The organism is Actinopolyspora biskrensis (assembly GCF_013408175.1).
Classification (GTDB): domain Bacteria; phylum Actinomycetota; class Actinomycetes; order Mycobacteriales; family Pseudonocardiaceae; genus Actinopolyspora; species Actinopolyspora biskrensis.
Window position 1 is genome coordinate 242603 of the sequence record NZ_JACBYW010000005.1, and the last position, 21500, is coordinate 264102.

At 67.0% G+C, this 21500-nt stretch carries 13 protein-coding genes, 1 tRNA gene and 2 CRISPR repeat arrays; of the genes, 5 read left to right on the forward strand and 9 right to left on the reverse strand.

Annotated features, from left to right (window positions below; translation table 11 throughout):
- The first annotated feature begins 1032 nt into the window (after nt 1–1032).
- A complete protein-coding gene (locus FHR84_RS14560; RefSeq protein WP_246300577.1) occupies nt 1033–2694 on the forward strand; it encodes an MFS transporter in 1662 nt (553 codons plus the stop codon).
- Complete coding sequence (locus FHR84_RS14565; RefSeq protein WP_179536065.1) at nt 2691–3221, forward strand: flavoprotein; 531 nt, start codon at nt 2691–2693, stop codon at nt 3219–3221. Before FHR84_RS14560 ends, FHR84_RS14565 begins: the two co-directional genes overlap by 4 nt.
- Nucleotides 3222–3232: 11 nt before the next feature.
- A CRISPR array of direct repeats spans nt 3233–4674; the repeat unit is 37 nt; unit sequence GTTGCGATCCTCGCCAGCCCCGGAGGGCTGGCGCCAC.
- 157 nt (nt 4675–4831) lie between these two features.
- Here the strand turns inward: FHR84_RS14565 and cas2 are convergent.
- The 9 genes from cas2 to FHR84_RS14610 all read right to left on the reverse strand — a co-directional run bounded on the left by cas2 (nt 4832) and on the right by FHR84_RS14610 (nt 16007).
- Nucleotides 4832–5140 carry a CRISPR-associated endonuclease Cas2 gene (gene cas2 / locus FHR84_RS14570; RefSeq protein ID WP_017973750.1) on the reverse strand — a complete coding sequence of 103 codons (309 nt, stop codon included), beginning with the start codon at nt 5138–5140 and terminating at the stop codon, nt 4832–4834.
- The gene (cas1, locus tag FHR84_RS14575; RefSeq protein ID WP_179536066.1) at nt 5125–6144 is read right to left on the reverse strand and encodes a CRISPR-associated endonuclease Cas1; all 1020 of its coding nucleotides are present in this window, start codon (nt 6142–6144) and stop codon (nt 5125–5127) included. Before cas1 ends, cas2 begins: the two co-directional genes overlap by 16 nt.
- Complete coding sequence (gene cas4, locus FHR84_RS14580) at nt 6137–6781, reverse strand: CRISPR-associated protein Cas4 (protein ID WP_179536067.1); 645 nt, start codon at nt 6779–6781, stop codon at nt 6137–6139. The genes cas1 and cas4 overlap by 8 nt, the downstream gene beginning before the upstream one ends.
- Entirely contained in the window at nt 6781–7677 is an 897-nt protein-coding gene (gene cas7c / locus FHR84_RS14585; protein ID WP_179536068.1) for a type I-C CRISPR-associated protein Cas7/Csd2, read from the reverse strand. The genes cas4 and cas7c overlap by 1 nt, the downstream gene beginning before the upstream one ends.
- A gap of 32 nt (nt 7678–7709) precedes the next feature.
- Entirely contained in the window at nt 7710–9494 is a 1785-nt protein-coding gene (gene cas8c, locus FHR84_RS14590) for a type I-C CRISPR-associated protein Cas8c/Csd1 (RefSeq protein ID WP_179536069.1), read from the reverse strand.
- A complete protein-coding gene (cas5c, locus tag FHR84_RS14595) occupies nt 9494–10162 on the reverse strand; it encodes a type I-C CRISPR-associated protein Cas5c (protein WP_179536070.1) in 669 nt (222 codons plus the stop codon). The genes cas8c and cas5c overlap by 1 nt, the downstream gene beginning before the upstream one ends.
- The gene (gene cas3, locus FHR84_RS14600; RefSeq protein ID WP_179536071.1) at nt 10159–12372 is read right to left on the reverse strand and encodes a CRISPR-associated helicase Cas3'; all 2214 of its coding nucleotides are present in this window, start codon (nt 12370–12372) and stop codon (nt 10159–10161) included. Before cas3 ends, cas5c begins: the two co-directional genes overlap by 4 nt.
- A 429-nt stretch (nt 12373–12801) precedes the next feature.
- Nucleotides 12802–13942: direct repeats of the CRISPR family, unit length 37 nt; unit sequence GTGGCGCCAGCCCTCCGGGGCTGGCGAGGATCGCAAC.
- An 80-nt stretch (nt 13943–14022) separates the two neighbouring features.
- Entirely contained in the window at nt 14023–15714 is a 1692-nt protein-coding gene (locus tag FHR84_RS14605) for a tyrosine-type recombinase/integrase (RefSeq protein WP_218862906.1), read from the reverse strand.
- A gap of 219 nt (nt 15715–15933) precedes the next feature.
- Nucleotides 15934–16007: transfer RNA gene (locus tag FHR84_RS14610), tRNA-Arg, on the reverse strand.
- Nucleotides 16008–16502: 495 nt separating this feature from the next.
- Here FHR84_RS14610 and FHR84_RS14615 point away from each other — a divergent pair.
- The 3 genes from FHR84_RS14615 (at nt 16503) to FHR84_RS14625 (ending at nt 21483) form a co-directional block, all read left to right on the forward strand.
- Nucleotides 16503–16964 (forward strand): single-stranded DNA-binding protein, encoded by a 462-nt coding sequence (locus tag FHR84_RS14615; RefSeq protein ID WP_179536072.1) that lies wholly within the window; start codon nt 16503–16505, stop codon nt 16962–16964.
- Nucleotides 16965–17112: 148 nt separating this feature from the next.
- Nucleotides 17113–18789: an energy-dependent translational throttle protein EttA gene (gene ettA, locus FHR84_RS14620; protein WP_017973759.1), complete on the forward strand. Its 1677-nt coding sequence runs from the start codon at nt 17113–17115 to the stop codon at nt 18787–18789.
- Between the two features lie 39 nt (nt 18790–18828).
- Nucleotides 18829–21483: a hypothetical protein gene (locus FHR84_RS14625; RefSeq protein ID WP_179536073.1), complete on the forward strand. Its 2655-nt coding sequence runs from the start codon at nt 18829–18831 to the stop codon at nt 21481–21483.
- The last annotated feature ends 17 nt before the right edge of the window (nt 21484–21500 follow it).

Sequence of the window (21500 nt, forward strand, 5' to 3'; positions counted from 1 at the left end):
TCCCACTACGAGTGCCAGCGCCAAGGGAGCAACTGCCATCACCGGCTTCCGGAACTTCGTCGTCGTTAAAATGTGGTTCTCCCTATTTCCAACTGCGTTGGTGAATTGCGGAAACTCTGAGCACCGTTGAGCATCGGTTAGCGAGAGCTAGCCGAAAAAGTCGGTGTCAAGGGGGGCTACGTCACGGCGTACGTGCATGACACGCAGACACGATCCTTAACGTGACCTTGAGTCTTGTGGCGTGAGCGCAACCTTCGTGAGAGATTTTCGCATATTGAACAGCATGGCGCTGTACTGCAAACAGGTGAAAAACTTTAATACCAAAAAATAGCATTCCTATAACGAATGTAGGATACTTGTAACGGGCACGCTCGCCACTCCCATGGGACTTACCCGGAATACGGTTCGAATCCGCCACGGGACGACGCCGGGTGATCAGCCGTCCCGCCGTCCGATGTCTCGCCGTCGCCACCGACGGGTGGTACCCGCACGTCTGCGCCACTTCCGGTTGACCCGCGCAGGCGAAGACGGGGCCATCGAGGCCAATTTGATGAATCTGTCGGACCGCGAATACCGTCGTAGTCTGCAGCGATACTTCAATCCCTCCAAAAACGGCACTCACAGGCGCTTGGACGAGCTCGGTTTGGCACAGGAGCCCGGAACCAGGTCCTGGCGAGATCGCCTCCAGGATCGCTGAGGCGGACCGTCACGAGCTAACCGGTCAGACCACGGTGTCTGTGCTCGGTTACGACATCGAAGATACCGAGAGAACCTCCCAGACCGAGAGAGCTAAGTCAGCCTCCCCAGAGCACTCCGGCTTTCCCACCTCAACACTCCACGCCGAAGATGTCCCGCCGCTGTAGTCGCTACACCGATGCCGAGGTCGACAGCTACCAGCTCGAGCAGCTACGTAGCTGTACCCCTACCTCTGTTCGGACAACTCACGCACGACATACGCGAATAACGACACCCAGGATCCCGTCACTGCCTTGGCCTCTTCCGTAGGTCGTCCTTCCCGGCTGTGATGCTCGGATGGCCGTCTCAGCGTCGCGTGTGGACCGTTCCGGTGTTGTGTCTCCGCTGCGTCTTCGGGGTTTTCGGTGGTTGTTCGTGGGGCGGGTGTTGTCGTCGTTCGGGGACAGCTTGGTGCCGTTGACGGTGGCGTTCGCGGCGTTGGACCTGACCGGTTCGGCGGTGGGGTTGGGTGGGGTGCTGCTGGCGAATCGGTTGCCGGTGGTGGTGGCGACGCTGGCCGGTGGAGTACTGGGGGATGTGTTCGACCGGCGATGGGTGATGGTGGTCGCCGATGTGTGGCGCATGGCCTCCCAGGCGGTGTGCGGGACCCTGCTGCTGGCCGGTCAACTTCCGCTGTGGGCGCTGATCGTGCTGCAGGGCTGCGCGGGTGTGGGCACGGCGCTGTTCACCCCGGCTTCCGCGGGGCTGGTTCCCGCGCTGGTGCCGGAGAACCTTCTGCGGCAGGCCAACGCGTTGTTGGGGCTGGCGGCCAATGTGAACAAGGTGGCCGCGATCAGCGTGGCCGGCCTGCTGGTGGCCGGGCTGGGATCCGGTTGGGCGTTGCTGGTCGATGCGGCCACGTTCGCGGCCAGCGCGCTCTCGTTGCTGCTGATCGGCTCGGTGACCGCGCTCGCCGGGAAGTGGGAACGCCGGGGCGTGCTGGCCGAGGTGTGGGGCGGTTGGCGGCACGTGGTGGTCACGCCGTGGCTGCGGACCCTGCTGGGCTACACCGCGCTGCTGCAGGCGCTGGTGCTCGGCCCGCACATGCTGCTGGGGCCGTTGCTGGCGCGGCAGCTTTACCACGGTGCCGCCTCGTGGGCGGTGATCGGAGCCATCCAGGCGCTCGGTTCGATCGCAGGCAGCGCGCTGGCGCTGCGGCTGCGCCCATCACGCCCGCTCGTGGCGGCCGTGGCCGCCTCGCTGCTGATGCTGCCGTACCTGGCGTTGTCGGTGCAGAACCAGGTGTACATCGCGGCGGCGAAGCTGGTCACCAAGATCGGTGATGGTCAGTTGGCCTGGGTCGCCGCCGATCGGGCGGTGACGGCCGCGATGCGGGCCGAAGCGCCCACGTTGGGGGCGGGTGCGGCGTATCAGGTGGCGTGCGCGTTCCTGAAGCTCGACCAGCTCGATCGGGCCGAGCACGTGGCCATGACCACTGCCGAGCAGTTGGACGACGACGGTCCGCTGGGGGTGTCGTATCAGGGCGCGCTGTTCTTGATCGGCTCGGTCATCGCCGGACGTCGCAGCGATCACGCTGAGGCCACCGACCGGTTGCGGCGGGCGCAGTACCTGGCCGATGCGCTGGGCGAGGACGGCAACTACGGCTGGACCGCCTTCGGGCCGACCAATGTGGCCATCCACCGGGTGTCGGCCGCGGCCGAGCTGGGGGATGCCAAGCACGCGATCACGCTGGCCGAGGGCATCGACACCCAGGGGCTGCCGGAGGGGTTGAGCAGCCGGAGGGCGCAGGTGCACATCGACACGGCGTGGGCGTATTCGCAGCACCGCGAGGACGCTGCGGTGGTGGTGAACCTGATGGAGGCCGAGCGGGTGGCGCCGCAGGCGTTGCACTACAACGTGATCGTGCGGGAGCTGCTGCGCGAGATGCTCAAGCGGGAGCGTCGGTCGGCCACGCCGGGGCTGCGGCCGTTGGCGCAGCGGGCGGGGGTGCTGTCATGACCGCTGGGGACGGGCCGGTGGTGTATCTGGTCGGTACCGCTGCGCCGCCGGTGCGGGAGCTGGCCGAACCGGTCGGGCTGCTGCGCCGGGCGGGTTGGGACGTGTGCGTGGTGCTGACTCCCACCGCCGCGGACTGGGTCGACGGGGAGGAGCTCGCCGAGCGGTCCGGTCGTCCGGTGCGTGTGCACCCCAGGCTGCCCAGCGAGCAGGATCCGTTGCCGAAGGCCGATGCCGTGCTGGTCGCGCCGGTGACGTTCAACAGCCTCACCAAGATCGCCACCGGTGTCAGCGACACCTTGGCGGTCAGCCTGGTCAACGAGCTGCTGGCCGGCGAGGTGCCCATCACCCTGGCGCCCTGCGTGAAGCCCGTGCTGCGCCGGCACCCCGCTTACCCGGCCAATATCCGGCTGCTGACCGATGCCGGCGTGCGCCTGCTCGATCCGGACAGCCTCACCAGCCGCGGCACCGACGGCCTGGCCACCTTCGACTGGAACACGGCAATCACCGAGTTCCTGCGCGCCGAATGAGTTCGAGGTGACCTACGAGTGGCGCCAGCCCCGGAGGGCTGGCGCCACCGGAGGGGACCACTCGACCTCGACTTCGTTGAGCCGGTTGTGATCCTCGCCAGCCCCGAAGGGCTGGCGCCACGGCTACGCCCCGGCCACGATCGTCGGCGCGGACTGGTTGCGATCCTCGCCAGCCCCGAAGGGCTGGCGCCACGTGTACGGGTCGATCCCGTGGGCGGCGCACCACCCGTCGTTGCGATCCTCGCCAGCCCCGAAGGGCTGGCGCCACGCGACATCTCGTCAATCCGGGAGGATGTCACGGAGTTGTTGCGATCCTCGCCAGCCCCGGAGGGCTGGCGCCACGCTGCTCGAGCTGGACCAGCCGGTGGGTAAACGCGGCGTTGCGATCCTCGCCAGCCCCGGAGGGCTGGCGCCACCAGCCGCAGCGAGGCGTCCTTTTCCCACTGGGCGTGGTTGCGATCCTCGCCAGCCCCGGAGGGCTGGCGCCACCCCGGCATCCCAGTGGAAACCCAGCTCACCGACAAGGTTGCGATCCTCGCCAGCCCCGGAGGGCTGGCGCCACCAGCAGCAATCCACCCAGGTCGACATGGCCGGGCCCGGTTGCGATCCTCGCCAGCCCCGGAGGGCTGGCGCCACCCGGAGCCAGGACGTTGGCCACGTTCGGATTCGCGAGGTTGCGATCCTCGCCAGCCCCGGAGGGCTGGCGCCACGACCGCGCGGTGCCAGGAGGCCGGGAGTTCCGCGTCGGGTTGCGATCCTCGCCAGCCCCGGAGGGCTGGCGCCACCTTTCTCTCCTCGCCCCACGACCGCACCGACACACGCGGTTGCGATCCTCGCCAGCCCCGGAGGGCTGGCGCCACTGCACACCACGATCGACCTGGTCGCCGAGCATCACAACGTTGCGATCCTCGCCAGCCCCGGAGGGCTGGCGCCACTCGTCGGGGTCGACGGGTACCTTTTCGCCGGTTTCGGGTTGCGATCCTCGCCAGCCCCGGAGGGCTGGCGCCACCTCCGTCGACCTCGACGGAGTTCCCGACGAGCTCGCGGGTTGCGATCCTCGCCAGCCCCGGAGGGCTGGCGCCACCAGCACGACCAACGCCATTTTTGCGGTAGAACTCCAGTTGCGATCCTCGCCAGCCCCGGAGGGCTGGCGCCACTCAGCATCCGGCCCGGCGGCGGCCTTCATGCACGACTCGTTGCGATCCTCGCCAGCCCCGGAGGGCTGGCGCCACCATTTCGCCTTTGGCGAGGATGACGCTGGCTTCGGAGTTGCGATCCTCGCCAGCCCCGGAGGGCTGGCGCCACACCACACCCCGCTGCGCACACCCCCGTCAACATGTGCGTTGCGATCCTCGCCAGCCCCGGAGGGCTGGCGCCACCCTACCCGAGGATGCGCCCGCCCCGACAGCGCAAACAGTTGCGATCCTCGCCAGCCCCGGAGGGCTGGCGCCACGGCGATTGAGCAGGGGTTTTCAGGGTAGTCACCTCGCCGTTGTGACTATCCCGTGACCGACACGCCGAGCAGGTGCTTGGGAACCTCGCGGCGTGTCGAGACACGCTTGCACCTCCGAAGCCGTACATCGTCACTCGCTGATGCTCTTGCCGGAAACTCAGAACACCAGCGGCGTATCGTGCGGTGCCGGTGGTGACTGCCCCAAGTGCTCGGCCGATGCGAAGCTTCCTCTGTCCATGGAGTAGATGCGGATGCTGTCCTCGTGCGGATCGATGATCTCGCTGAGTCGCTGCTTCATGTGCATCCAGTCGGAAGGGCGGCACACGACCTCGAACACGGACTTCTGCACGCGGCTCCCGTATGCCTCACACGCCTTGGCCACGTGCCTGAGCCGACGACGTCCCTCCGTTGTGGTTGTGTCCACGTCGTAGGTGATCAGCAGTTCCACGGTCAGCTCGCAATCCACGGGGTGTAGCTCGGTTGATCCCCGCGCAGATGGCGCGCGAGGAAACGTGCCTGGATCAGCGGGAGCGTGGCCGCGGGCACGTCGCGCTTCAACTCGCTGTGCCGCCAGGAGCGCTCCCGAGCTTTCGACCACTGCTCGAGGAACATGGTGCGTCCCTCATCGGTCAACCGAACCTCCCCGCTGGGCAGGCTCTCGGTGTGCGCTGACTTCACCTGCCCACGGTTGTAGAGGGTCGCCACCAGGCGGTCGACGAGCATGGCGCGGAACTCCTCCATCAGGTCCAACGCGAGTGAGGGCTGACCGGAACGCACTCCGTGCAGGTAGCCGATGTAGGGATCGAGCCCCACTTGTTCCAAAGCCCCCTCGACAGCCACCTGCAGCATGCCGTACCCGAACGAGAGCAGGCAGTTGAACGTGTCTTTCGGGGGCCTCCTGGTACGTCCCGGAAAGACACCGGGTGCGAGCTTCGGCATGCCTTCCTGGAAGTAGTCCTGCCCCGCTTTGCCCTCGACACCGAGGACCTCACTGACGGAGGAACTGACCGAGAGGGTCTCCAGCGAGTCCGCGTGCCGCTGCGCGATTTCGCGGAGCTTCTCCTTCCGCTCGTCCGCGGCGTCGCGAGCAGTGCGCAGCAGTAGTTGGCGATAGTTCTGGATCTTGCTCGCCAGGAAGGCCTTTGCCAGTTCCAGCCGACGGGACTCGTCATCGTGGGCCCTGACCTGTTCGAGCCGCACCACCGGATTCCCGTTCTGCGGTCCTGTCGTGCGGTGCAGGAAGCGTCCGTTGCGGCTCAGCCACGTGATTCCCCTGGAGTCCTTGGCGCAACGATGCATCAGCTCGTTGCTGACCTCCACGCCTCGCCAGACCACGAACTGATCGATCCGTACCAGTGGCAGCACGTTCCGCCCCGGTTTTTCCGGGTGGTGTATCCGGACGGTGTCCCCCTCCAGGTGAAGACTCGTTCCCGGCGTGGTCAGGAACAACGTTTTCAGCACTTCAGTCATCCCAGTCCCCCAGGGGTAGTGGTGTGAACAACGAGGCGGAAGGCCGGACGTTCGCTTCCGGCATGCACCCCGCACGCAACGAGCACCGATCGCATCGCGAGTCGTTGACCGCCTCGGGAACCACTTCGGACCGAAGCATTTCGCGCAGTTCGCTGACGGTGTCGCGCAGCCGATTCTCGAGCGAGTCGTCGACAGTCACCTCGTAACGTCGTCGGTGCTTGCCCGCGAAGACGATCCCTTTCGGCACGGCGGTGTCGAACATGCCGCGCAGGCACACGGCCTGCGCGGCGACCTGCAGATCCGCCGCGCTTCCGGAGCGGTAGCTGCCGGACTTGTGCTCGACCGGAATCGGCCCCTCGGCTCCGAATTCCACCACGTCGCAGATGCCGTGAATCCCGAGGAGGTCGTCCCACACCGGAAGCGCGGTCCAACGTCGCTGCCCGGACCTGCTGGTTCTCGAATCACCGCGGTCGACGGCCTCGTGGGCGATCTGCCCTCGAGCCGTCTCCGCGCTGTCCTCGAAGTAGCGTTCGAGGTGAATCAGAGCGGCCTGCCTGGGGCAGTAGGCGTAGTGCTCGATCGCGGCGATCGGAATGCTCGACCACGCGGGTTCGTCCGCTCTTTCCGCCGGGTACATCAGGCGACGACCTTGGTCATCGTCACTCCGCGCGGCAGGTCGTCATCGGCCACGCTGACGGAGTAGTCCCCGAAACCACGAGGTGTCTTCCCGGCTTCCGCGGCCGAGGAGACATCCACCCTGTTGAGCAGGGTGTGCGCGGGGGCGCTGCCGAACGCGTTGTCGTGGCTGAACACGTGCAGCCCACGGGCCGTCATGGTTCCTCGTGCCGAGGAGCGATCGTGATCGAACATCATGGCCAGCGTGCGGTAGAACAGCTCCAGGTCCGTGCTGTCCACACCGGTCTGCTGACCGCGGCTGGCTGAGTAGTAGATCTCGGCACGGTAGAGGGCGTAGGGAACGGTCCACTTGCCACCCATCTCCGTGGTCTCGCCCTTGTCGATGTCCTCCTGCCTGGTCTGGGTGATGCGGGTTATGGCGTGGTGCTGCGGCATCACCGGATCGACGCTCCGGGCGTTGGTTACCTGCACCGGGCCGTAGATCTGGCCGAGGTCCTTGGTGGTCCCGGTGTTGAGCACGGCCCCGAACAGGCGCATGTCCGCATAGCGCTCGGTCAACCAGGAACGCGCCGTTCTGCGGTCCTCGTCGGTGAGGGACTTCTTCTTGTCCAAGCCGGTCTCGGTCTTGGAAGCGCCCAGCTTGGTGTTCAGCGCATGACCGGCTTCGACGAAGATGCCGTAACGTTCTTCGTTGTCGGTGCCCTGGGCGGCCATGGGCAGGCTGTCGCGCACCTTGCGCTTGATCGCCACGTCGCTGACCAGGCCGTGCCCGGTTTCCTCGTCCATGCGAGGCCGGTTGTCGAAGTCGGGGTCACCGTTGGGGTTGCCGTCGGCGACGTCGAACAGGAACACCATGTCGTGGCGCACGGTCGGGTCGAGGTGCGGTTCGATGGCCATTGCTGGTTCCTTTCCGGGGAAGTAGTGGGTGGTCAGTTCGCGGTCTCGGACTCCGAGCCCGCTCCCTTCTCGGCCTTGTGTTTGCGGGCCTGGTCCATGTCGTGGGCCTTCTGGTGGTGGTAGCCCAGCAGGAACATCGCCTGCTGATCGGGCGAGAGGTATCCGGTCGTGCTGTGCCCCGAATCGATCAGCCCGTGAAGCTCGGACAGCTTCTGCCCGAGCGCGTAGGCCTTGGCCCTGGTGTCCCCGCGACGCCGCAGCTTGGCCAGCCACGAATTGGCGAGCTTCTCACCGGCGAGGATGGCCGGCGTCGGATTTCCGATCGCCGAGGACAGGAATCGGTCGCCGAAAGTGGCGTTCAGCTGCCCGTCACTTGCGTGGTACTGGATCTGTTCGAGATGGGCGAAGATCCTGCCGGACACGTACGGCGTGTCCGTGCGGTTCTCGTCCAGACCTGGTGACATGTGAACCTCCTTGGAAGGATGACGACGCAGCGCCAGGCGCAGCAGCGCTGCTCGCGGAACATCGAGGTGACCGTCCGCGGCGACGCGCCCCAGCACGTGGTGCAGCACCGAGGTGGGCAGCGGGCTGCCCCGTAGGCAGCTGCTCAACAGGTCGCGCTGCACGTGCTCGGGACGGCGGGCTGAGTTCGAGGTCAGGTCGGCATACGTCCTGCGTTCCGAGTCCCACTTGCCGGTGGCCAGCACCAAGCTCCAGTAGCCGCTGGGCACCACCCCCGCTTCCCAGCGGGAAGTCACGAGAATGTCCGCGTACCACCGGGCGAGGTTGATCATGACCTCCTCGAGTGGTCTGTCGATCCAGTCGCGGATCACCACCCGCGAGGAGTTGCCGCCCAGCGTGACCGAGCAGAACCGGTCACCCGAGAACTCCTCGGCACGCTTGCCGGCAGCACCGAGCTGCCCGTTGTGCATCCGGCTGATCAACCTGTTGACCGAGTCGGCGTTCGGCCGAGTCGACATCGCCGACAGGAAGTCGTCGTCGGGCTCTCCCAACGCCCACCACGCCATGGCGCTGTCCTGCCGCGGAAAGCGCACGACGTGCTCGGAGTCGAGCAGGTGGGTGAGGCCGGTGTTGACCGCGTCGCCGCAGTCGAAGCAGATCGGCGTGTTGCGCAGCCCCTTCGTCAGTCCGTATCCGAACACCATCTCGTTCACGCTGACCAGCGCAGGATCGTTACCCGCTCCGGGGACGAGCCGTTTGGCCAGTTTGCCGGGGATGGTCTCGGCCAGCGGGGCGTGATGGCCGCACACCAGACAAAGCCCCTCGTTGCCGCCGCTCTTGCGCCGAGCCACCTCCTGCACCCAGAACCGGCGCAGCGACTCGTGCTCGATGATCGGAACCTCGTCCACCGTTATGAGCACGCCCTGCTTCGCGGTGTACGGCTCCTGCGGAACCGCCAGTTCGTCCACGCCGCCGTTGGCGTAGAACTCCCGCACGACACGGGCGGCGTCGTCCGTGTCGGCCGCGCTGTTCGCCCACTCCTCGATGAGTCGCACGAAGGCCTCGTGGCACTGGCTCACCCGTTCGGGGTCGGTATTGTCGTCGCCCCATCCGAGGACGTACTGCACGTCGTCGGCGCCCAGTTGCGGTGCGACGCCGACGGTGCGGGTCACGGCCGGAGTCAGATGCGCGGGGCCGCGCGACTTCTTGTCGTCGGGGTCCACGAGAGAAGCGAGCCGGGGCTCGCGGTGGTTCTCGCTGTACAACGCGAGTTGCCAGCGGAACTCGCGCCTCCGGTGGAAGGGCTGCGTGGTGGTGTGTTGCTTCGCGTACTCGACCAGGCGTTGCAGCAGCATTACGCCTCCACCGGGACGCCCGCGTTGATGCCGGTGCGGGGGATGTGCATCCGGCCGGATTCCAGCCTGGCGGTGAACCAGGAGAACGACGAGGACTTCTCGCCGTAGTGCACGCTGTGCAGCATGATCCCGAGATCGTCTGTGATCGGCTGCGGTTCGCTGTCGTCGGCGGGGCCGAAGTGCGCGCTGAACTCGCGCGTCCCGAGGTAGGGCTGGTGGAAGCACTGACCGCGTTCCACCCGCCGCCGGAACTGGTCCCGGTAAGCCGCTTCGGGTTTCGTGGCGTGCTCCCGAAGCTCCACGTGGGCGTGGATGCGGTATGCCACGTCGCGCAGGCATATCGAGTTCCGCTGGGTCCGGTTGCCCGGCGAGTCCACCGTGGTCTCGTGCTTGACCGCGTCCTCCAGCATGATCAGGTCGGTGGTCTCGTTGCGTTTCTGGGTGAACTGGTGGATCGGCTCGAGCACGTCGATGGCCACCGGCCGCCAACCGAATTCCGGTTTCCAGAAGATCGCCTCGAGCACACCGATGGCGGCGGTCGGGGTCATCACGGGGTAGGTGACCCGCTCCACCTTGAGTTCCGGGCGGGTGAACAGCGCCCCCCGGCCCCAGACCTGAACGGTCAGGGGTGGGGCTCCTTCGGGAGATTTCGGCAGTTCCCGATTCAAAGGACGGTCCTTTCGATCAGGTTCGAGGTGTCGATGCCGCAGGCCGGGTGGTACTCGTGGTCCCACACGTGCAGGTCACCGAGTACTGGCTTGCACAGCGCTTGAATTCCCGGGTCCTGCAGGAGTCGACGCGGCAGCGACACGACGTAGGGTTGAAGCTCGCGCAGCAGCGGTCCGCTCCGCTCCGGTTCGCTGAGCAGACGGTTGAGGCGCCGCTCGGCCTCGGGGGTGTATTTGATCGCCACGACCGGAACGGTGTCGTCGTCGAGCATCCGGAACGCCAGGGAAGGCTCGCGTGCCTGTCCACCCGCCGGGGATGGTCGCTTCGGTCCTTCCGCCACGGCCTGGAAATCCAGCTTCGAGCGATTGTCCTGAATCGCGGTGGCCCGGTCGGCGTTTTCCGTGTTGGAACGCCGGTACAGCACCTGGTAGTAGCGGTCCAGGACCTCCGGGTTGTCCGGGTCGATCACCGAGCCGTCGGATTGCGGACCGAAGTACTGGCGCGTGATATCGCTTCCGATCCGGTAGCCAGCGGGCTGCGACATGTCCGAAGCATCGAAGACGATCACCCGTCCGAGCTCCGCTCCCTTGCCCTCCCGGTTGGCTCGTCCCGCTGCCTGCTGCAACGAGTCGGCCGGTGCCATGGCGCGGTAGACCACCGGGCTGTCGATGTCCACACCGGCCTCGATGAGCTGCGTGGACACCACGCGGACAGGGTCACCGGCGGCCAGCCGGGTACGTACCTCGTCGAGCTCGGTTTTCAGGTGTGCTCCGCACATCCTGTTCGAGAGGTGGACGATGTTCTCGATCCCGGACTCCTCCCAGTGCTGGTAGATCCTTCTCGCGTCATCGGTCGTGTTCACGACCAGCAAGACTTGTTCGTGCTCGGCGGCGTGGTCGGTGACCTCCGACAACGTGGGCCGCGAATCGAGCCACCACTCGTAATTCACCCGGCGCATCCGCTCGAACAGCTCGGCCGGGGCATCGACGATCTCGGGAACTTCCAGGTCCCGCCAGACGTCGAGGCTCTGGAACGAGGGCAAGGTCGCCGAGGTGAGCAGCACGGTCGTTCCGAACTGTTCCGAGAGGGTGCGCAGCGCATCGAGAATCGGAGTGAGCACGGGCAGCGGAAGGGCCTGCACCTCGTCGAGGATGATCACCGAATCGGCGAGGCGGTGCAGCTTGCGCATCCGGGCGGGCTTGCGGGAGAACAACGAGTCGAACAGCTGCACCGTGGTGGTCACGATGAACGGGCTGTCCCAGTTCTCCGCTGCGTGCCGGTACTTCAGCGCCTGCAGGCCCTCCTCCGGCATCCGAACGGCCGAGTGGTGCTCCAGCACGTTCTCCGCCCCGAGCATTTCCCGGTACTCGGCCGCGTTCTGAGCGGTGACGGTGGTGAACGGAACCGCCACGATCACCCGTTTCTTGCCGTGCGCGGCCGCGTGGTGCAGTCCGAAACCGGCGCTGGTGAGGGTCTTGCCGATCCCGGTCGGAGCGGGCATGCCGTAGATGTCTGTCGGCCCCATCGCGTGTGAGACCGCCGTGCGGTAGACCTCCTCGCGGACCCGGTTGATCGGGGAGTCCTCGCTGTCCGCGATTCGCTGCTGACGAGCTCGTTCGAAGGTGTCGCGAAGGGCGGACATGTCGGTGTCTGGTGAGACCCGTGGTGCCTCGAGCCCGTCGAAGTGTGCCGAGGTGTCGAGGTGATCGGCGTCCACCAGGGCGGAGAACACCATCCGCATCCCCAGTTCGGCCAGCAGCCGGGAGCCGGCCCATTCCGGTGGAACCAGTGAGTTCACCGGCAGGTCCAGGATTTCCTTCGCCTCGGGGACGGCTTCGAGGAAGCGCTTCACCGGATCGTCGGTGAGGTCACCGTCCTCCGGATCCAACTCCTTCAGCACTTCCCGGTCGGAGAGTCCGCCGTGGTGGCCGTCGATTGCCATCGCGGCGATACCCGCCGCTGGTTTCAGCAGGTGCGCGCCCAGATCCTTGTGAGAAACGCCGACCCGCTCGTCGGTGCCTTCGACTCGCAGCAGCTTTTCCTGCCACGCGCAACGAGCTTTCCCGCAGTCGTGGAACAGTCCGAGAGCGTATGCCAGCTCGGAGTGCCCGAACGGTTCCGCGAATCGGGCGGCCAGCTCCGCTGTGACACGTGCGTGTTCCGAGAAGCCGTGTCTGTCGCCATTGATGTTGACGCTGTGTGCGTACACCTCTCACCCCAGTCGGTTACGTCACTCACCGAAATCGATCAGGAACGTATCGCGAACAACCGACAGCGATCACCCGGCCCTGCTTCGGGGGTGGGGAAGGACCGCAAGGCCGCTTGGGAACCCCAAGCGTGTCCCGGTGCCCCGGGAGGTTCTCAAGTGGATGCCCGGATCTGGTGGAAGAGCGAGAGATTGGAGGCTGAGACGGCCGAGAGCGTCGTGGGGATGTGCCAGCATTGACCGCGGCGCGGTGAGCAGAGAAGGGATGAGTTCGGGACGATCTCGGGTGAACGGAAGCGACGACTGCGCTGGCTTCGGAAGGGGAAGCGTGTGTCGACATGCCGTGAGGTTCCGAAGCGTTTGTTCGGCGTGTCGGTCACAGGGCTGTCACAACCGGGGGACGGCTATCCTGAGAACCCCTGCTCAATCGCCGTGGCGCCAGCCCTCCGGGGCTGGCGAGGATCGCAACTCGGTGGCGAATGCCTCGATGCCGTAGTTGCCGAGCGTGGCGCCAGCCCTCCGGGGCTGGCGAGGATCGCAACTCGTCGGCTCCGATCGGGATCGGCCCGGACCGGGTGGTGGCGCCAGCCCTCCGGGGCTGGCGAGGATCGCAACGCGGGGGCGATCCTCGTGCTATCCGTGGTCGCGTCCGGTGGCGCCAGCCCTCCGGGGCTGGCGAGGATCGCAACACCGGCGGGACCGGTGGGCAGAGCAGCAACAAGCCCAGTGGCGCCAGCCCTCCGGGGCTGGCGAGGATCGCAACGGTCTTGCCCACCGGGTCTTGGGGTGATCAACTCCCAGTGGCGCCAGCCCTCCGGGGCTGGCGAGGATCGCAACCGACCCCGTCGATCCGACGGTGGACGGCAGCCAGGACGTGGCGCCAGCCCTCCGGGGCTGGCGAGGATCGCAACCTCCGGGCTGGCGTAGCGGGCGAGCGCCTCGGAACCGTGGCGCCAGCCCTCCGGGGCTGGCGAGGATCGCAACGTCGTCGCGCATGTCGTCCTCCTGGGCTGTGATCTGGTGGCGCCAGCCCTCCGGGGCTGGCGAGGATCGCAACGGAGTGTGACACGGAGCCGGAGCGGCCCCAGTTGGGGTGGCGCCAGCCCTCCGGGGCTGGCGAGGATCGCAACCCCATTTGATGGGCGCGAACAACCGCCCGCAGGGACAGTGGCGCCAGCCCTCCGGGGCTGGCGAGGATCGCAACAATAGCGCGACGTGGCCGCTGTTGCGGGAGCTGGTGGTGGCGCCAGCCCTCCGGGGCTGGCGAGGATCGCAACGGCGTCCTCCGAGGTGTCGTCCTTCAGCGCGCGGAGCGTGGCGCCAGCCCTCCGGGGCTGGCGAGGATCGCAACTGGAGTTCGCTGCCCTTGGTGTAGGGAGTGCGCCCGGGGTGGCGCCAGCCCTCCGGGGCTGGCGAGGATCGCAACTCCTGCGTGCAGCGGTTCAGCGATGGAGACGTCATTGTGGCGCCAGCCCTCCGGGGCTGGCGAGGATCGCAACGATGAGTACTGACATTGCCGCGAGCGTTGAGGCTGCGGTGGCGCCAGCCCTTCGGGGCTGGCGAGGATCGCAACTGCGCCTCCGGCTTGCCCCCGATGTCGATGCCCCGCGTGGCGCCAGCCTTCCGAGGCTGGCGCCGGTTCTCCTCGGGGGTTCACGGCGCCATGGTGACGAAGGTGTTCAGGTGTTGTCCGTCGGCGCCGTACACGTTGAGTTCGTAGTCGAGGATCTCGGATTCGTCGCGGCCGTCGTGGCGGACGGAGGCCGCCAGCAGGCGCTTGAGATGTTCTGGGCTGTCGGGGTCGGCTTCGGCGGTGAAGGTGCGGACGGTCGTACCGAGGCGACGGACTTCGAAGTGCAGCAGCCGCGGTCCTTCGGAAGCGGGCGCCGACTCCGCTCCGGGGGATTCCTCGTCCGGTGCTTCCTGCCGCTGCGGTTGTTCCCGGTCGTCCGCGGCTACGAGCTCACGGGCTCCGACCGCGACGGTCGTTGGCTTGCCGCGGGACGTTTCGGCCAACCCCCAGGTCTTGAGCAGTGTGACGGCTCTGCCGGCGGTGCCCACGGACACGTGGTGCTGGTCCGCGAGCTGCTTCGCGGTCGGCACCCGATCGCCGTCGACGAGCTCCCCGAGTCCGATCCGGTCACGGATCTCGTGGGCGATGTGCTCGTAGGGATTCTCGGGCCGCTGCTTGGCGCGTTCGCTGGCCGCCACCGGTCCCTCGGGACGTTCCGGCACGCGGGAGAACAGCGCTCGGGAGGCTCGCTGGTCGGCCTCGGAGACCCACGCGGAATACGCCCGCAGCGTGGTGGTGCCGCCTCCGCCGTGCCCGAGCCGTCCGGCCACGGTGCGCGGGTCGACCCCGGACGAGATCAGCTCGGTGGCCGAGTAGTGCCGCAGCTTGTGCAGGGTGGTGGTGATGCCGAGCTTGCGGACCATGCGCTCGTAGCGCTGGGTCAGCGTGTCCGGATGCGCGAACTCGGCACCGCCGGGGACGGGGGAGAACACGTAAGCGTCCGGGAGAAGCTCCACACCGAACTGTGCGGCCAGCTGGTGCTGCCGCTGCTTCAGGTCGGTCAGCACCGCCACGCTCTCTGAGTCGAGCGCGATCCTGCGGTGCTGGTGCGTCTTGGTGTGCTTGACGTACCAGCTGCTGCTCGCCTCGTCGTAGGCCACCGACTGCTCGAGCCGCAGCACGGCCGCCTCCGGATCGACGTGGTCCCAGCGCAGTCCGCAGAGCTCGCCGCGGCGTGCGCCGGTGGTCATGGCCGTCCAGACGAGCGCGCCCCAGTCCTCGTCGGTGCGCCAGGCCTCCTGCAGGATCCGCGCGGCCTGCTCGGCGCTCGGCGGGCTCGGCTCCGGTCGGGGAGCGGCCGGCGGCTCGGCCTGGCCGACCGGATTGCTCGCCACCCATTTCCAGCGCACCGCCCGCTTGAACGCGCCGGAAAGCAGGTAGTGGACCTGTCTGATCTGGGTGGCCCCCAGTGGTCTGCAGCGGTGCTTGCGGCAGCGGTGGTCGCACTCGTGCGGCTTCCTGGTGCGGTGGTCGACGCGCTGCTTACCGGTGCAGTGGTCCCGGCAGCGGCGCAGCTCCGCGTACAGCGAGTCGAGCGCGTCCGCGTCGAGCTGGCCCACCTTGACCTGACCTATGAACGGCAGCACGTGTCTGCGCGCTGCCCGGCGGTAGCCGTTGAGCGTGGTCGCCTCGCCGTCGAAGTGCGTTTCGAGGTAGCGCTCGAGAAGCTGCTCGACGGTGGCGTTGGTCCGCGGGTTGCGGCGCTCGTCGACCTGGTTGAGCAGTCGGGTGCGCACCCGCTCGGCCTCGGCATTGCGCCCCGGAGGGGCCACCTCGGTGAGGAGTGCCGTCGCTGGGTCACCGGGTCGAAACCCGCGTAGACCTTCACCCGCAGCGCCCCGCTGGGAAGCCTCTCGAGGCTGCCGCGGGAACGTCTCCGGCCTCGCCCCGCCGCTGTCATGCCCCCAGTGTACGAGCACTCGCACCACGTTTGATGCCACGAGATCGGCCAGGTGTGAACGTGACTACGTAAAACTCCTGGTCAGATGCGGCGCCCCCGGCAGGATTCGAACCTGCGACCTAGAGATTAGAAGTCTCTTGCTCTATCCGTCTGAGCTACGAGGGCTCAACGACTCGTGCGGGCGCCGAGCGGGCGCCTGTCGTGTCGCATCAAGAGAGTATCGGTCGTAAGTGGTTTACAGGGAACCCACACGGCCGGTGTTGCCGAGACGGTATCGAACGGCAAGCTGATCATAATCCCACGTGGTTGGTCCCAGTTGTCTGGATCGCTTTTCTGAAGCCTTTTTCGAGCTTGTTTGCGGTTTTGACCAGCGATTATATTGCATCGCCATCGTATCGAGTTCGTTTCGTGTCCGTTCGTGTCCCGTGCGCTTCCTGTATCGATTCGTAATCTAACGATGTTCGTCGCGTAGGGCTCGCGCGGTGAGGGGGTCCGGAGGGGGTGCCGATCGGCGCGCCCTGGTTGTCCACAAGCCTTCCGGCTGTGCACAGATAGCGACGGAGTTATGGCGGTCCGTGTTGAACCCGGGGCAGTGTGAACTCAGCGCCGATCGGCGTCGGAACCGAAACGACCACGTGCCAGTGGTGGAAAGGCAGGATCATGTACGAGACGGCTGTCACTCTCGTCGGCGAGGTTCTCAGTGCCCCGAAGTCCAGGGAGACGCGAAACGGCAACCGGGTCGCGAGCTTTCGGATGGTCAGCACCGCCCGCCGTTTCGACCGCACCCGGCAGTGCTGGGTGGACGGCGATCGGGTCTACGCCACGGTCAACTGCTGGAAGCAGCTCGCGGAGAGCGTGCTGTACTCCCTGGACAAGAACGACTCGGTCGTGGTCACCGGCAGGCTGCGGACCAGGGAGTACGAGTTCGAGGGGCAGCGTCGTGTCACGGCCGAGGTGGAGGCCGGAGCCGTCGGTCTCGACGTGCTGTGCAGCGTCGGCACGGACAGTGATGGAAATACTGCCGAAAGCGGTACGGAAGAGGCCCTGCCGAGTCAACTGCGGCCCCTCGGAATCGTCGAATCGAACACGGCTGCCGGGACGCGTCATGCGATCGGTGCCTGACGAAGGTTTTTCCGATCGGCACTGACGTCCCGAAGTGCCTCCGCGCTCCCCACGGTGCGCCGCTCGCCTGGTCAGGGCCCTTCGGGCGGGCGGGCACCGTGCGGACGCAGTGCAGACTTCGCGTGTCGACACATCTACGATCGGAGATATGGCCGAGTTCATCTACACCATGAAGAACGTGCGCAAAACGCACGGGGATAAGGTAATACTGGAGAACGCCACGCTCCAGTTCTACCCCGGTGCCAAGATCGGTGTGGTAGGGCCGAACGGGGCCGGTAAGTCGAGCGTGCTGCGCATCATGGCCGGACTCGACCACCCGAACAACGGTGAGGCCTTCCTGTCACCCGGTTACACCGTGGGCATCCTGCAGCAGGAGCCACCTCTGAACGAGGAGAAAACCGTCCTCGGCAACGTCGAGGAGGGTGTCGGCGAGATCAAGGAGAAGCTGGACCGCTTCAACAGCATCGCCGAAGAGCTCACCACCAATTACACCGACGAGCTCATGGAAGAAATGGGCAGGCTCCAGGAGGAGCTCGACCACGCCGACGCCTGGGAGCTGGACTCCCAGCTCGAACAGGCGATGGACGCGCTCCGCTGCCCGCCCCCGGAAGCGGAGGTTCGCTACCTGTCCGGTGGTGAGCGGCGCAGGGTCGCCCTGTGCAAGCTGCTGCTGAGCAGGCCCGACCTGCTGCTGCTCGACGAGCCCACCAACCACCTTGACGCGGAGAGCGTGCAGTGGTTGGAGCACTTCCTGGCCAACTATCACGGTGCCGTGCTCGCCGTCACCCACGATCGCTATTTCCTCGACAACGTGGCGGGCTGGATCCTCGAACTCGATCGCGGCAGCACCTACCCCTACGAGGGGAACTACTCGACGTATCTGGAGAAGAAGCAGGAGCGGCTGGCCGTCCAGGGCAAGCGGGACGCCAAACTGCAGAAGCGGCTCAAGGACGAGCTCGAGTGGGTGCGGTCGAACACCAAGGCGCGGCAGAACAAGTCCCGCGCCCGGTTGCAGCGTTACGAGGAGATGGCCTCCGAGGCCGAGAAGACCCGAAAGATGGATTTCGAGGAGATCCAGATCCCGCCGGGGCCGCGGTTGGGTAACTTGGTCGTCGAGGCGAACGAGATGAGCAAGGGCTTCGAGGGCAATCTGTTGATCGATCGGTTGTCTTTCACGTTGCCGCCCAACGGCATCATCGGCGTGGTCGGTCCCAACGGTGTCGGCAAGACGACCCTGTTCAAGACCATCGTGGGGCTCGAAGAGCCGGACAGCGGTGAGGTGCGGGTCGGGGACACGGTCAAGCTCAGCTATGTTGACCAGAACCGTTCCGGCATCGACCCGGACAAGAACGTGTGGGAAGTCGTCTCCGACGGGCTCGATCACATCCAGGTCGGGCAGGTCGAGATGCCCTCGCGCGCTTACGTGAGCGCCTTCGGCTTCAAGGGTGCCGACCAGCAGAAACCAGCCGGTGTGCTTTCCGGCGGTGAGCGCAACAGGTTGAATCTCGCGTTGACTCTCAAGCAGGGTGGCAACACGCTGCTGCTGGACGAGCCGACCAACGACCTGGACGTGGAAACGTTGTCCTCCCTGGAGAACGCGCTGCAGGAGTTCCCCGGCTGTGCCGTGGTCATCTCCCACGATCGTTGGTTCCTCGACCGTGTGGCCACGCACATCCTCGCCTGGGAAGGTGACGAAGAGAATCCGGCGAAGTGGTTCTGGTTCGAAGGTAACTTCGAGGGCTACGAGAAGAACAAGATCGACCGGTTGGGCGCCGAGGCCGCACGTCCGCACCGGGTGACCCATCGCAAACTGACACGCGGCTGAGATCGGAGAGTCGTCTTGGCGAGGGAGCGCGGTTCGCGGGTGAGCAAGCCTGGTCGGGAATTGCTGGAATCCGCCTGGCAATGGCGTTGGCGGGTTCCGGAGCTGGCTCTGTTGCTCGGAAACCGCGCGACCTCTCTGGCGAGAGAAACGGGCGATGTCGAGCAGCGACTCCGAGCCGAGTTCATCGCGCTGTTCGCTGCCAACAGGTTGGGACGTTCGGTCGCGGGGGTGGAACGTGCCCTCGGGGCGGTGCGGGACGCCGAGCAGGCGGGGCTGACCGAGTTGCTCGACCAGCTTAGGGTCGAACTCGCCTGCTGTGCCCGCAGCAGCGGGAGTCACGACGTGGCATCGCGGGTGTTGCATCCGCTGTTGGAGCGGGAGGGGACTCCGCCGCAGCTGCGTGCGCACGCCCTGTTGGAGCTGTGTGGCGCGTTGCCGATGTACCGGCGCTCGTCCGAGCGCGTGGAGGCTCTGGACGAGGCCGACCGGCTCTACGCCGCCGAGGCGACCCACGATCAGGATACGGTTCGGCTGCTCCGTGCCAGGGTCGACGCCGTCCGGGCCGGTCATCATCGTGGGCACGGTGAGTTCACGACGGCGATCGATTCGGCGGCCCGCGGGATCGATTTCCTGGAACGGCTCGGGGACCCCGCCGCGGACAGTGGCGGGATCAGGGCGAGTCTCGTCCTGGAACAGGCACAGGCGCTTCTCGACCTGGGCAGACACGGGGAAGCCGTTCGCTGTTCGGCAGACCTGCTGCAGCAACCCTTGCGCGCGGCCGCCGCCGCGCCGGTGGGGTGGCTGCGGCTGGCGCTGACCACCAGGGTTTATCTGCCCGCGGGGCAGCGGCAAGCGGCTCTGGAATCGCTCAACGAGGCTCTCGGTGGCGCGCGTCGACACGAGCTGCTCGACCTGCAGGCGGCTGTGCTCAACGTACTGTCGAACGTTCACGAGTCAGCCGCGGAGCTGCGGGAAGCCCTGCACTGTGTCCGGGAGGCCTACTCGGCCGACTACCGGCGACGCACGATGATCGAGCACGCCAGGGTTCGACTGCTGGAGTGGTTCCCCGGCTCCGAGAGCGGGGACCACTCGATACCCAAGCAGCAGTCCGTGGGCGGGGTCAGCCGTGCGAGTTCCGAGCGCACCGTGCCGACACGGCGGGTTTCCGAGCCCTCACCGCCCACCTCCGGACAAGGGAACGACACCAGGCAGGCAGCCCGCCAACTCATGGACACCCTCGTGAAGCACGGGGGGGTCTCGAACAACGAGGAGCTCGCCGAGGCAGTGGGGGAGGGGTTCGGGCGTAGCCCGGTTTCCCGCACCAGCTCCTCGGGAGGTTCTCGCTCCACCAGGGCGGTCCTGAAGGAACAGAGCGGCGAGAGTTCGACAGGCCCCGCCGAGCGCGCCCGGGAGGAGTTCGGCACACCGGCGCGGGAACAGGCAGGCGGTGGCAGGCGTCGTAGACGGGACCGCTCGGAACGGGATTCCGGCTGGCCGTCCGGAACCGGAGGGGGCTTTCCCGACGCCGGACAAGAAGCCGGGGACGTCCCCGGAACCCGCGGGCGGGAGGGCAACACTTCGGTGGGCTTTCCGATGGAGGACCCCCCCGCGCAGGGCGTGCCTGTGGAAGAGACGACGGCCCCGCGGGACGAATCCGCGGCTTTCTCGCAGGGATCCGCGGAGGCCGGACGGTACTCCGCTTCCACTTCGAGTGCCGACGACGTCGGCGCGGCTCGAACGGCTCGGGAGGACGGCGCGGTGCCGGGCGGTCTCCAGCCCGCGGACGACGGGTGGCCCTCGGCCGGCGAGATGACGACCGTCCTGCCCGTTGTTCCCCCCGCACCGGCGGCGGACACGGCGCCCGAGCGAAGTGACAGCGTTCCGGACCGGCAGGACTGGCCGTACGACGATCCCGTTCCCGGAAGTACGAGCCCTTCGAGCGAGTACGGCGACGGCTCACGTGGTCCCGTCCCGGAAGAAGAACGGTGGCAGGGGCAGACGGACCACGTTCCGGACGGAGCGGAAGGACAGCGCAGGCAAGGTTCGGCTACGTCCTCGCACGATCGGGACGATTCCGCCGGGCGCCGTTCGTCCGGACGTTCGTTCGCCGAGATAAAGGCGGCGCTGGACGCGGAACAGCGGGGCGCGGCACGCGACCGGGCTAGCCACGGTGCTCCCGTCCCGGAGAGCGGGCGGAGTACGGGCGGGCGACGTCGGCGTGCGGATCCCCCCGCCGAGGGTGCGGACGCTGCCTCCGACGCGGCCCACGGTGGGTCCACCGAGAGTGACTCGGGGGAGAAGCAGCCGGTACATCCCGCTGTCACCGAGGAACTGCTCGAACAGAGCAGGGACCTGATCAAGGACCTTCCGGAACTGGAGAACGCGGACAGCGGGGGCGACGACACCGACCAGGCCGGACTCGCCGACCTGCTCGCGGAGGCGTTGGTCGCCTATCAGCACGGCAGGCAGGGCACTGCGGAGGACGACGGGAACGATTCGGCGGGGCCCCTTCCCGAACAGGAGCGCTCCGCACCTGCGGGGACGCACCGGGGGGAGCGGCCCGTGGAGGGCGGGAGCCCCGGCAGGGCGGCCGAGGAGCCGGACGACACCGAGGAACCGCGCTCGCGTCGTCGGCACGCGGCGGGTGAGGACGGCGACGGAAACGCCTACACCTGGACTCCACAGGTCCGCTGAACGATCCCTGGCGTGAT